10 protein-coding genes are annotated in these 12,286 nt (G+C 69.5%); 4 read left to right on the forward strand and 6 right to left on the reverse strand.

All coding sequences use genetic code 11. The features are described from left to right. Positions 1-30: 30 nt before the first annotated feature. Entirely contained in the window at positions 31-822 is a 792-nt protein-coding gene (locus IH26_RS0119175; protein ID WP_030437589.1) for a DUF3050 domain-containing protein, read from the forward strand. Positions 823-1,062: 240 nt separating this feature from the next. Continuing rightward, complete coding sequence (locus tag IH26_RS0119180; protein ID WP_030437590.1) at positions 1,063-2,595, forward strand: cellulase family glycosylhydrolase; 1,533 nt, start codon at positions 1,063-1,065, stop codon at positions 2,593-2,595. 288 nt (positions 2,596-2,883) lie between these two features. Here IH26_RS0119180 and IH26_RS59855 read toward each other — a convergent pair whose 3' ends face one another. The 5 genes from IH26_RS59855 to IH26_RS0119205 all read right to left on the reverse strand — a co-directional run bounded on the left by IH26_RS59855 (position 2,884) and on the right by IH26_RS0119205 (position 10,408). Further along, entirely contained in the window at positions 2,884-3,507 is a 624-nt protein-coding gene (locus IH26_RS59855) for a cellulose binding domain-containing protein (protein ID WP_030437591.1), read from the reverse strand. A 4-nt stretch (positions 3,508-3,511) separates the two neighbouring features. After that, the gene (locus IH26_RS0119190) at positions 3,512-5,953 is read right to left on the reverse strand and encodes a glycosyl hydrolase family 95 catalytic domain-containing protein (protein WP_211268690.1); all 2,442 of its coding nucleotides are present in this window, start codon (positions 5,951-5,953) and stop codon (positions 3,512-3,514) included. 81 nt (positions 5,954-6,034) lie between these two features. Beyond that, positions 6,035-7,510, reverse strand: coding sequence for an arabinofuranosidase catalytic domain-containing protein (locus tag IH26_RS0119195; RefSeq protein WP_030437593.1), 1,476 nt, complete (start codon positions 7,508-7,510; stop codon positions 6,035-6,037). Positions 7,511-7,534: 24 nt separating this feature from the next. Further along, positions 7,535-8,881: an RICIN domain-containing protein gene (locus IH26_RS0119200; protein WP_030437594.1), complete on the reverse strand. Its 1,347-nt coding sequence runs from the start codon at positions 8,879-8,881 to the stop codon at positions 7,535-7,537. A gap of 219 nt (positions 8,882-9,100) precedes the next feature. Next, positions 9,101-10,408: a CE1 family esterase gene (locus IH26_RS0119205; protein WP_030437595.1), complete on the reverse strand. Its 1,308-nt coding sequence runs from the start codon at positions 10,406-10,408 to the stop codon at positions 9,101-9,103. Positions 10,409-10,753: 345 nt separating this feature from the next. Between IH26_RS0119205 and IH26_RS0119215 the strand changes: the two genes are divergently transcribed. Then, on the forward strand, positions 10,754-11,878 hold the full coding sequence (locus IH26_RS0119215; protein ID WP_051808285.1) for a glycoside hydrolase family 5 protein: 1,125 nt from the start codon (positions 10,754-10,756) through the stop codon (positions 11,876-11,878). A gap of 37 nt (positions 11,879-11,915) precedes the next feature. Here the strand turns inward: IH26_RS0119215 and IH26_RS64515 are convergent, their stop codons facing one another. After that, on the reverse strand, positions 11,916-12,119 hold the full coding sequence (locus IH26_RS64515) for a hypothetical protein (protein WP_425394388.1): 204 nt from the start codon (positions 12,117-12,119) through the stop codon (positions 11,916-11,918). On the opposite strand from IH26_RS64515, the gene IH26_RS62930 reads away from it, so the two are divergent. Further along, the gene (locus IH26_RS62930; protein ID WP_030437597.1) at positions 12,036-12,275 is read left to right on the forward strand and encodes a hypothetical protein; all 240 of its coding nucleotides are present in this window, start codon (positions 12,036-12,038) and stop codon (positions 12,273-12,275) included. The two genes, IH26_RS64515 and IH26_RS62930, sit on opposite strands and share 84 nt — an antisense overlap. The last annotated feature ends 11 nt before the right edge of the window (positions 12,276-12,286 follow it).

Genomic DNA, 12,286 nt, shown 5'->3' on the forward strand with positions numbered 1-12,286 from the left:
TATCGGTTGCTCACCAGACAGGAGAGCCGAATGCTTCGCTACCAGTGGGGAAAGACGCATCCCGGAATCGACCTGATCCGGTCGGCGATCGGGCCGGCCCGGGACGAGGTCACCCGGCACCCGATCTACCAGGGACTGCGCGTCGAGCGGGATCTCACCGTGTTCATGGAGCACCACGTCTTCGCGGTCTGGGACTTCATGTCCCTGCTCAAGTCGCTGCAGCGCCGGCTCACCTGCGTCGACGTCCCGTGGCTGCCGACCGGGCCGACCGCCAGCCGCCGCCTGATCAACGACATCGTCATGGTCGAGGAGAGCGACGCCCTCGGCAGCGGCTTCACCAGCCACTTCGAGCTCTACCGGGCCGGCATGGCCGAGGCGGGCGCGGACACCGGGCCGATAGACCGGCTGCTGGCGATGCTGGGCGTCGGCACCCCGGTGACCGAGGCGCTGCGCCTGGCCGGCGCCCCGCAGCCGGCCGCCGAGTTCGTCGCCACCACCTTCGGCGTCATCGAGAACGCGCCGACCCACTGCCAGGCCGCCGCGTTCGCGTTCGGTCGCGAGGACCTCATCCCCGAGATGTTCGACCAGGTCATCTCCGCCGGCGACGAGGCCCGGCTCGGCATCTTCCGGGACTACCTGGCCCGGCACATCGAGGTCGACGGCGAGGAGCACACCCCGATGGCGATGCAGATGGTCGCCGACCTCTGCGGCGACGACGACAACGCCTGGCGGGAGGCCGCGGCGACGGCCACCCGGGTGCTCGAGGCGCGGGCCAAGCTCTGGGACGGCATCATGGCCGCGATCGCCGTCCCGGCGCACTAGCCGGTCGAGGGTCGGGCGGCCGAGGTCAGGCGCTGCCGCCCAGGACGATCCGGTCGACCGGAATGCGCACGCTCGTGCGGGTCGGCTCGACCCGGCTGCCGAGCGTCCTGACCTCTCCGACCGCCGCCCGGACTCACCGGTCCGGGCGGCGCCGGGCAATGTCTTGACTTACGAATGTAAGGTCTCCACCCTATTGGGAGCGCTCCCATCCATCCCGATCAATAGGAGGAGGCACTCCCCATGAAACACCGTGTCGCCCTCGTGGCAGCGGCGGCAGCCGGCCTGCTCACCACGGGCGCGTTCGTAGCCGTGTCCACCGCATCGGCCGCGACAACCGGCTGTTCGGCCACCTACACGGTGGTCAGTCAATGGCAGGGTGGATTCCAGGGCGGTGTCTCCTTCACCAACCTCGGCGACCCGCTGTCCAGCTGGAAGCTGGAGTTCACCTTCCCCGACGCCGCCCAGAAGGTCACCCAGGGCTGGAACGCCACCTGGTCCCAGTCCGGCTCCGCGGTCACCGCGGTCAACATGAGCTGGAACAACAGCGTCCCGACCAACGGCTCCGTCTCGGTCGGCTTCATCGGCAGCTGGGGCAGCAGCAACGCCAGCCCGTCGTCCTTCAAGGTCAACGGCGTCACCTGCACCGGCAGCACGACCACCACGCCACCCACCACGCCGCCGACCACCACCCCCACGACCCCGCCGACCACCGCGCCCACGACCCCGCCGACGACCCCGCCGGCCGGCGGTGCGGCGCCCGCGCTGAGGGTCTCCGGCAACAAGATCGTGACCGCCGCCGGGACCCCCTACCGGCTGCTGGGCGTCAACCGGTCCAGCGCCGAGTTCGCCTGCGTGCAGGGCAAGACCGGGGTCTTCGACGGCCCCGACCCCGACCAGTCCACGGTCGACGCCATGAAGGCCTGGCACATCCACGCCGTCCGGATCCCGATCAACGAGCAGTGCTGGCTCGGCACGTACGGCACACCCAGCGGCTCCGCCTACCAGACGGCGGTCAAGAACTACGCCAACCTGCTGGTCGCCAACGGGATCAACCCGATCATCGACCTGCACTGGACGTACGGCAGCTACAGCGGCGGCGGCAACGGCAACTGCACCGACGTCAACGCCACCTGCCAGAAGCCGATGCCGGACGCGCAGTACGCCCCGCAGCTGTGGACCAGCGTGGCCACCACCTTCAAGGGCAACAACGCGGTCCTGTTCGACCTGTTCAACGAGCCGTGGCCGGACAACGCCGACGGCTACGCCAGCGCCGCCAACGAGTGGAAGTGCTGGCGCGACGGCGGCACCTGCGGCGGCATCACCTACCAGGTGGCCGGCATGCAGAGCCTGGTCAACGCGGTCCGCGGGGCCGGCGCCACGAACGTCATCCTGCTGGGTGGCCTCGCCTGGTCGAACGACCTGACGCAGTGGCTGACGTACAAGCCGACCGACTCCGCCGGCAACCTGGTCGCGGCCTGGCACGTGTACAACTTCAACTCCTGCTCCAACACCTCCTGCTGGGACAGCCAGATCGCCCCGGTGGCCGCGCAGGTGCCGGTCGTGGCCGGCGAGATCGGCCAGAACTCGTGCGCGCACGACTTCATCGACCAGGTGATGGCCTGGGCGGACGCGCACAACGTCGGGTACCTCGCGTGGACCTGGAACCCGTGGGGCTGCAGCGGCGGCAACGTCCTGATCCAGAGTTACGACGGCACGCCGACCGACAGCTACGGCTCCGGTTTCAAGGCACACCTGCTCACCGTCAACCCGTAAACCCCTCCTCGGCCGGCCCGCACGAGCACCTCGTGCGGGCCGGTTCCCGCCCGCCGTACTACCCGACGGCTCCGGGCCTGATTCGGTTGTCGCAAGGCGTAGGGCATCCGATGGGAAACCCGGCCCTACGGGACCTGGCCGGTGTGATCGTCATGGTCTTGTCACCTCGTCGGCGCGGACAGCCAGAGGCTCGCTCTTCCCGGCTACGAGCGTACGTCGCGGCCCCCGCCTCGACGGCGTGACGCTCGGAGCCGAACGTGGGTTTCGTGTCTCCTTCGCCGGTGTGGCTCAGCCGCAGGCGGTCCCGTTGACGGTGAACGCGGTCGGGGCTGCGTCGCTGGCCGACCACGTGCCCTGGAACCCGAACGTGGCGTTGGCACCCGGGGCGATGGTGCCGTTGTAGCCGGCGTTGGTGGCGGTGACCGCGGTGCCGGACTGGGTGACGGTGGCGTTCCAGGCGTTGGTCACCTTCTGGTCGCCCGGGAACGAGAACTTCACGGTCCACCCGTCGATCGCGCTGGTGCCGGTGTTGGTGACGGTCAGGTTGGCGGTGAAGCCGCCCGACCACTCGTTCGGCACGTACGCCACGTGGCAGCCGCCGGTCGGCGGTGGCGGTGTGGACCCCCCACCGATCGTCCACTTGAACGCGGCCGAGCCGGCGGCCCCGGTGGAGTCGGTGGCGGTGACCGTCGCGCTGAACGTGCCGGCGCTGCTCGGCGTGCCGGAGATCAGCCCGGTCGCCGGGTCGATCGACAGGCCGGCGGGCAGCCCGGCGGCCGTGTAGGTCAGCGTCGGCCCGGCGGCCGAGTCGGTGGCGTGCACCTGGAGGCCGCCGATCGCCGTGCCGACCGTGCCGGTCTGGTCGCCCGGATTGGTGACGGTCACCGTGTTGCCGGTCGTCGGCGGCGGCACGCTGTTAACCGCTCAGCCCGATCGTGACGCTGCCCAGTTGCCGGCTGGTGCGGGCCGGGGTGCCGGTGACCGGGGCGAACGGCAGTGACGCGGTGGGCGCCGAGGGCCGTTGCACCAGGTACGTCTTGCCGGCGGTCACCGGAACGCTGAGCGTCGAGCCGCTGGTCGGCGCGACGACCGAGGCCCCGGTCGAGCCGTCGACCACCTCGGCCGGCTGGCCGGGCCACGGGTTGCGTACGGTCATCGTCCTGGTGGTGCCGGCCTCGATCGCGGCGGTGACCAAGGTGCCGCCCTGGACCTGCACGTCGACCTTCGAGCCGCCGTGGACGTACACCGTGCCGGACACGTCCCAGCCGGCCGGCCAGGACGGCGCGAAGCGCAGGGTGCCGTCGTACTCGGTGGCCAGCGCCTCGTCCAGGGTGGCGGCGACGTCGGAGACTTGCTCGATGTACGGCTCGTCCTGCGTGCCGGGGTTCCACGCGGCCAGGCCGGACGGGTACACCTGGTAGCTCTTCGTGCTGTTCACCAGGTCGGCGGCGACCTCGGAGGCCAGGTCCAGGCGGGCGGCCTGCACCGAGTCGTAGGTCCAGTCGGGGTTGTTGACGTACTGGCGATGGCTGTAGGTGCGCTGGGCGAGGGCGGTGAGGTTGTCGCCGTTGATCACGGTGTTGTCGCCGATGACGCCGTACGGCCACACCGGCTCCAGCCCGAGGTTCTCCACGTTGTGGGTGGCCGCGGTCTGCTGGTACGAGTTGCCGATCACGTCGGTGCCCGAGGAGTCCGCGGACGGCGGGAGCTGCTGGCTGTGGCTGCCCTGGTCGGTGCGCGGGTACGGGCGGATCTGCCCGAGGGCGGTGCGCAGCCGGGCGACCAGCGCGGAATCGGTGTTCAGCAGCGTGGCCGCGCTCGCGGTGGCGCTGAACAGCGCCTGGTCGGCGGCCTGGTCGGTGACCGGATCCTGGACCGCCCACTGGGTCTCGTGCGCGTTGTCCACCGAGTGCAGGTAGCCGTCGGATCCGACCGACTGCCAGGCGAGCAGGAACGTCGCGGTCTGCTGCAGCAGCGGGTAGTACTTCTGCAGGAAGGCAGTGTCCCCGGTGTCCTGGTACTGCTGCCAGATCCAGAGCGCGATCTCCGCACCGCTGGTGATCGTCAACGCGTTGAAGTTGGGGCTGGAGGCCGTGGCGCAGGACGCGTCCGAGGTGATGCCGCCGCCCCAGTAGTAGCCGTTGCCGTTGAACCGCATGGTCTCCGGCACGCACGCGCCCGCCTTGCCGTTCATGTTGGCGCTGGTCCACGACTGGATCGCGGGCAGATCGGCCAGGTACATGTCGAAGATCGGCAGGTTCAGGCCGAAGTTCCCGGAGGCGAGGTTCGCGCTGATCTGGCCGCGCAGGTTCCACAGCCAGTACCCGGCCGGGTACCACGCCTGGTGGTCCCGGTTGAAGTTGTACAGGTCGGCGAGCCCGGCCTGGCTGCCCGGGTACTGGCCGGTGTGCATGATGCCGGCCTCGAAGTACAGGTAGAGGGTGTTGAGGTTCTCCATGTACTGGGCGGTGCCGTCGGACGAGCCGGCCTCGATCAGGCCGCTGTTCGCCCAGTACCGGTTCCACCACGCCGCCTGGGTGGCCAGCATCCCGGCGGTGCTCGCGGTGGCATCGCCGCCGATCAGGGTGGACGCGGTGGAGACCGGGTTGCCGCCGGTCCACGACGGCGAGGCGACGACGATGCGGAACGAGCCGTTGCCGTTCGGGTTGAAGGCGACCTGTGCCTGCGTGGAGTTGACGACCGAGGCGGTAACGTTCTGCCCGCCCGCGGTGATCGCCGCCAGCGTGCCGAAGGTCTGGTTCGAGTGGCCGGTCTGCGAGTTGTCCGACCAGGTCTGCGCCAGGGCGCCGACCCCGCCGGACGCCGAGGCGGTGGGGCCGCGCCCGCTCCACAGGTTGACCGCGGCGGTCATCCGGGTGCCGGCGTTCGCCCCGGTCACGTCGACGATCAGCTCGTCCTTGCCGGCCGGCACCCAGGCCTGCATCGTCATGCCGCCGCCGGACTCGTGCAGCACACCGTTGTAGAGGTCGAGGTAGCCGACGAAGTTCGACGCCGAGGTCATCGTGGACAGTGCCGGGATGGTCACCTGCCCGGGCGACAGCCGGTCCGGCATGGTATCGCTGCGGTTGAGCTGGGCGGTGAAGCCGTTGGCGGCCCACGCGGCGACGCCCAGCGAACCGTTGCCCAGCGGCAGGAACTGGGTCGCCGAACTGTTGGGTTTGCCGAGCACCACATCGGACCGCGAGACGATCCCGCCGACGTTCGTGGTGAACGCCCCGTTCTGCCAGGCGGTCGTCGCGGTGGCCGCCTGGGCCGGGGTGCTCGGGCCGGACACCACCGCCAGGGCCGGGGCCAGGCAGACGACCACGATCGCGCAGATCCTTGACCGACGAGACACCATTCCTCCTGTACGCACCGCGGTCGTACCCGATGTCATTTCTCGATGGTCGTGCCGCCCGCATGGCGGGCGGCCCGAGTGTCAGCGGTAGCCCGCCGCCGTGATGCTGGCCTGGACGGCGTCCTCGGTGGCGTCGGACGGATAGCCGGCCGTCACCGCGCCCTCGAAGAACTCACCGATACCGGAGTGGCTGTTGTCCCCGCCGGTACCCAGCAGGATGGAACTGTCCAGCTTCATCGGCGAGTACCCGTTCGGCAACGGACCCGAGTACGGCCGGGTCAACCCGCCGCCGGCGGCATTGCCGTACTTGAGCGTGAAGTTCGACGTGCCGTTGTTCTTCTCCCACGCCGACACGAACGGGAAGTGCACACCCGAGTTGTTCGGATCCTTGTTCGAACCCGTGTTGGTGTGGTACATGCCGTTCTCCAGATCGGCCTCCACCCACGGCCCGGTACCCACACACGGATTGTTTGCCCAGGTCCCGAACCAACACGCGGTACCCCACTCGATCGCATTCATCGTCGCGTTACCGGCGTCGGTGTGCGAGTTCACCCCGCTGCCGTAGTCGAAACAACACTGGTCGTTCACGTAGTTCGACGACGTGACCAGGTAGATGCCCTCCGGCTGCGAACCGGTCGGCGCTTTCTTCGCGTTGTCGATCCGATACCCCACACCCGAGGTCACCTTGACGCCGTACGCCTTCTGACCAGCGACCGTCACCGGCAACGCCTTCGCGTCCGCCGGCACATCAGCACCGTTGGGCCCCGGACCCTTCCACAAACCACCCCAGGACACCGGCAGATCGTTGTGGTTGGCCGTCTGATCGTAAATTTTGGTAATCGAACAAGCACTGCTCCCGCAGAACGTATCCTGCGCCGCCGCGTTGGCCACCCCGCCAGCCGACAACAACCCGACATCCAGATACTGCTTGTCCGACGCCCGCTGCACCTGATACAGCGGCCCGTTGTACGCCGCGAACAACGCCCGCGTCGTGCTGTGCGCCGTCACACACGGCGTGCCACCGGCCGCGTACAGGTCACACGGGAGCCGGCCGGGCGGCGTCGAGGACGGCGGCACGGATGAGGGCGGCACCGAGGACGGCGGTTCGGACGAGGGCGGCGCCGACGACGGTACGACCCCGCCGGTACACGCCGTGCCGTTGAGAGCGAAGCTCGCCGGCACCGGGTTGCTGCCGTTCCACGCGCCGTTGAACCCGAAGGCGGCGTTGCCGCCGGTGGCGATGGAACCGTTCCACGCGGCGTTGGTCACCGTCACCGCCGTGCCCGACTGGGTGTAAGACCCGTTCCACAACTGGGTGATGGTTTGTCCCGCGGCGAACGACCACGTCAGCTTCCAACCGGTGACCGCGTCACCCAGGTTGGTCACCGTCACGTTCGCGCCGAATCCGCCCGGCCACTGGCTGGTGACCGCATAGTTCACCGAGCACCCGGCGGCCGCCGACGCCACCCCGGAACCCACCGTCATGGCACCGGCCGCCGCCAGCACCCCGACCGCGGCGGCCGCGATCGCGGCCCGTCGCGTCTGCTTGGTCTGCATGCGAATGCTCCCGTCCGTGCCCGGTCAGTTCCGTAGCGTCCACTGCTGGTTGGCGCCGCCGTTGCACGACCAGATGATGATCTTCGTGCCGCTCGCGGTTCCCGCTCCGTTGGCGTCCAGGCACAACCCCGACTGCACGCCGGTGACAGTGCCGTTGGCATTGACGTTCCACTGCTGGTTGGCGCCGCCGGTGCAGTCCCAGACGATGACCGCGGTACCGTTGCTCGTGCCTTGGCCGGAGGCATCCAGGCACTTGTTGCCGGGCCCGGTCAACTGCCGGCTCGAGTTGTACGTCCACCGCTGGCCGGCCGCGGCGCCGCAGTCGGCCAACTGGGTCTGCGTGCCGTTGGTCAGGCTCGTGCCGTCGATGCACCGGCCCGACTGGGCGCCGACGATCTGCTGGCCGCTCCCGCCCGGCGGCGTGCTGGAGGGCGGAGTCGAGGACGGCGGGGCCGGCGAGGAGAACTGGGTGAAGAAGCTCCACACCACGTCCTTGGTCCAGGTCTGCCACCCGTCGCAGGTGCAGCCGTCCCGCGGGCCCGGGTCGTGCCCGGCCCCGTCGAAGGCCGCCCACACGACCGGGTATCCGGCCCGGCATCCGGAGTAGGCGGTGACGATGTGGGTGAGGCTGCCCTGCGCCGGCTCGGGCGGGTTCTGCGGTGTGCACCCGTTGTTGCGGACGAACGTGTCCCGCAGCGCGCGCCCGTTGGCGATCGGCAGGGTGCCGTCCCGCAGGCCGTGCAGCCCGATGTAGGCCACCGGCTGGGTGCCGCCGCTGCAGCCGCTGAGGTTCGCGCCCGAGTAGACCGCGACCGCCCGGAAGACTGCGGGCCGGGCGCAGGCCAGCGCGTACGTCATCGCACCGCCGTAGCTGAATCCGGAGGAGAAGATCTGCGTGGGGTCCACGCACAGCCCCGCCTCGAGCTGCCGGAGCATGTCGTCGACGAAGGTCACGTCCTGGCCGTTGCTGTTTCCCCAGCCGTTGCCGATGCCCTGCGGCGCCACGAAAATCGTGCCATTGCCGGCGTTGTCGGCCAGCCGCCGCAGCCCGTAGTACGACCAGTTGTAGCCGTCGGTCCCGCCCGAGTCGACGTCGTTGGCGGTGCCGCCGACCCAATGGAAGCCGAAGATCAATCGGTACGGGTGGTTGCTGTCGTAGTTGCTCGGCACCCGCAGGATGTAGCTGCGGTTCTGCCCGCTGCTCGTGATCGAGTGGGTGCCGCTGGTCAGCGCCGGCGCCTGGCCGCAGCCGGCGGTCGCCGCGTACGCGGATGCGGTGGCACCGAACCCGCCACTGACCACCACGGCGGCCAAGGCCAGCGCGAGAATCACCCCGATCGCCAGCCCACCCAGAACGGGTCTACGCCGCATTGCCGTCGCCCTCCTGTCGTGACTGGATGTCGGTGCCGGTGCCGCCAATGCCGTTGGCCGGGGCGGCACCTCCGCTCGCGGTGAACCCGGCTGAGGTGGGGCCCACAACCGTCCTCGACTGCGTCCTGCTCCTGGTGGCTTCACTGGTACCTCCGCGGTGGTCGGATGTGTCGGCTGCGGCACGGGACAGGCGCGGGGCGGCGCCGGGTGCCCGCGGCCTCAGGGACTGGTGCAGCTCAACGTCGGGGCCGACGGCGTGCCGTTGGCGAGGAAGCCGAAGGTGGTCGACCCGGCCGCCGGCAGCGATCCGTTGTAGGAGGCGTTGCTGACCGCCACGTTCGAACCGTTCGCGGTGAGCGTGCCGCTCCACACCTGGGTGATGCTCTGGCCACCGCCGAGCGTCCACTTGACGGTCCAGCCGGAGATCGCCGAACCGCCGGCGGTCACGGCCACCTCGCCCTGGAAGCCACTCTGCCAGGAGCTGACCGTACGGTAGGTCGCACCACAGGCACCGATCGGCGGCTGGCTCGACGGGGGCTGGCTGGACGGGGGCTGGCTGGACGGGGGCAGGCTGGACGGGGGCAGGCTCGTCGGCGGCTGGCTCGAGCCGAGCGAGGTGATGAACTTCCACACCTCGGCCTGGGTCCAGGACTTCGCGCCCGGTGCGTACGGGTCGGCCGAGCCATCCACCGCATTGGGGGCATGCGGCCCGTCGAAGGCACCCCACACCACCGGATAACCCGACCGGCACCCGCTGTACCACGTCACGACGTGCGTGAGACTGCCCTGCGCCGGCTCCGGCGGATTCTGCGGCGTGCAACCGTTGTTCCCGACGAACCGATCACGCATCGACCGCCCACCGGAAATCGGCAACGTACCGTCGCGCAATCCGTGGATCCCGAAGTACGCGATCGGTTGAGTACCGCCCTGACACCCGCTCAGCACGCCGCCGGAGTACACCACGACCCCGCGGAACACCGTCGCCCGCGCACAGGCCAGGGCATAGGTCATCGCCGCGCCGTAACTGAAGCCGGACGCGAACAACTGCGTGGTGTCGACACACAGACCCGACTCGATCTGCCGGATCATGTCATCGACGAACGTCACGTCCTGACCGCCCGAGTTGCCCCAACCGTTACCGAGCCCCTGCGGCGCCACGAAGATCGTGTTGCCCTTGCCGTACTTGTCCACCCGCAACCCGTAGTAGGACCACTCGATACCACTGGTACTGCCGTTGTCGACCTGCTCAGCGGTACCACCGACCCAGTGGAACGAGAACACCAACCGGTACGGGTGGTTGCTGTCGTAGCCGGTCGGCAGCCGCAGGATGTAATTACGGTTCTGCCCACTGCTCTGAATCGTGTGCGTGCCGTCGGACAACCCGGGCGCCCGACCACAGCCGGCGGTCGCCGCGAGGCCGGCCGCCCCGGTCGCGGACGCGACGCCGCCGCCGAACACCACGAGCGCGGACGCCGCCAGGGTGACCGCGGCGGCCGCCGCGGACAGGAGTGCCGACCTGCACTTCACGTTCGTTCAACTCCTCTGCCGGTGAATGTCGACAACGGTGGCCGCGGGAATGCCGCAGGTGGCCGACGCGGGCCACCGATACGAGGTCACCAAGGACCCGCCGAATCGGTTCGACAAAACCGTAGAGGCGTTTTAACAAAACTGTCAAGTGACGGACATCAATGGGTTTTCCAGGGGCTCACCGGGTGACGAAATTGCGAAAAAGGTTTCCGGTAAAAAGATGTTATTCGATGTTACGAGCGAGGGTCGGTACGCGGGCGCCCCGTACCGGAGCTGGAAGGAGCGACCGATCCGGTATAGGGTTCTGCCCACCCTTCGTGATCACGTACTCGCGGGAGCGTCGCGATGTCGGACAGAGTTCTGTCCCGGGTGGCTCGCGCCGCCGCCCTGCTCGTCACCGTCGCGGTGGGGTTGTTCGCCCCGCGGCCGGCCGGCGCGGCCGGCACCGCGCCGGCGGCCGCCCTGCACGTCTCCGGCAACCGCCTCGTCACCGCGGACGGCGCCGCCTTCCGGTTCCTCGGGGTGAACCGCTCCGGCGGCGAGTTCTCCTGCATCCAGGGCAAGGGCATGTGGGACGGCCCGGTGGACCAGGCCTCGGTCACCGCGATGCGGTCCTGGAACGTCCGGGCCGTGCGGGTCGGCCTCAACGAGGAGTGCTGGCTCGGCACCGCCGACGTGCCGGCGGGCGGGGTGAGCGGCGCCGCGTACCGGCAGGCGGTCCAGGACTACGTGAACCTGCTGGTGGCCAACGGGATCAACCCGATCCTCGAGCTGCACTGGACCTGGGGCAGGTACACCAGCTTCTCCTCGGGCTGCGGGGACGAAAAGGCCACCTGTCAGAAGCCGATGCCCGACATGAAGTACGCGCCGGCGTTCTGGACCGGCGTCGCCACCACGTTCAAGGGCGACGACGCAGTGGTCTTCGACCTGTTCAACGAGCCCTACCCGGACTGGGCGACCCTCATGCTCGACAAGCCAGGTGCGTGGCGCTGCTGGCGGGACGGCGGAAGCTGCTTCGGCATCGGGTATTCGGTGGCCGGTTTCCAGACGTTGGTCAACGCCGTACGGGCGACCGGCGCGACCAACGTGATCCAACTCAGTGGGCTGCGGTACGCCAACGACATGCGGCAGTGGCTGCAGTACGAGCCCGCCGATCCGACCGGGAACCTCACCGCCGCCGCACACGTGTACAACTTCAACGACTGCAAGTCGGTCTCGTGCTACGACGCCGAACTCGGACCGGTGGCGGCCGCGGTGCCGCTGACCATCAACGAGATCGGCGAGAACGACTGCGGCCACGGCTTCATCGACCCGCTGATGACCTGGGCCGACACGCACGGCATCGGCTACCTCGGCTGGACCTGGAACACCTGGGACTGCAAGAGCGGGCCGGCGTTGATCACCGACTACACCGGCACGCCCACCGCGTTCGGCGCCGGCCTGAAGAGCCGGCTCACCGCGCTGCCGTGAACCTCGCCGCCACCGCGCGGGGCCGCGGAAATGTCTGTCAACTCCGCGTCCGGAGGCGTTCGGCCGCGCGAGGGGTGGAGCGTACGGGCAGCGCCGGCGTGACGCCGATCTCGGTCATCGCCGCCAGGTAGCGCTCCCGCGCCCGGCGTGACTCGCCGTGCCGGCCCGATTCGGCCAGCACGTCGACGAGATCGAGATGGGCGCGTTCGTCGTACGGGTCGTGGTCGAGCAGCCGGAGCAGGTAACGGACCGCGTCGTCGACCTGGCCCGACCGTCGGCACAGGTCGGTCTGAACCTGCTCAGCCAGGGCGGCCCCACCCTCGATCAGGGCGTGCTCGACGCGGCGATGAAGGATTTCGACACCGCGTACCAGGAGCTGGCATCCCAGAAGGCGTGACCGAACGGTGG

It is taken from the genome of Actinoplanes subtropicus (assembly GCF_000721705.1).
Taxonomy (GTDB): Bacteria; Actinomycetota; Actinomycetes; order Mycobacteriales; family Micromonosporaceae; genus Actinoplanes; species Actinoplanes subtropicus.

What these genes read in the sequence shown, in the direction of transcription:
- IH26_RS0119175 (WP_030437589.1), top strand. Translation starts at nt 31, where the DNA reads ATGCTTCGCTACCAGTGGGGAAAGACGCATCCCGGAATCGACCTGATC.
- IH26_RS0119180 (WP_030437590.1), top strand. Translation starts at nt 1,063, where the DNA reads ATGAAACACCGTGTCGCCCTCGTGGCAGCGGCGGCAGCCGGCCTGCTC.
- IH26_RS0119195 (WP_030437593.1), bottom strand. Translation starts at nt 7,510, where the DNA reads ATGCAGACCAAGCAGACGCGACGGGCCGCGATCGCGGCCGCCGCGGTC.
- IH26_RS0119200 (WP_030437594.1), bottom strand. Translation starts at nt 8,881, where the DNA reads ATGCGGCGTAGACCCGTTCTGGGTGGGCTGGCGATCGGGGTGATTCTC.
- IH26_RS0119215 (WP_051808285.1), top strand. Translation starts at nt 10,754, where the DNA reads ATGTCGGACAGAGTTCTGTCCCGGGTGGCTCGCGCCGCCGCCCTGCTC.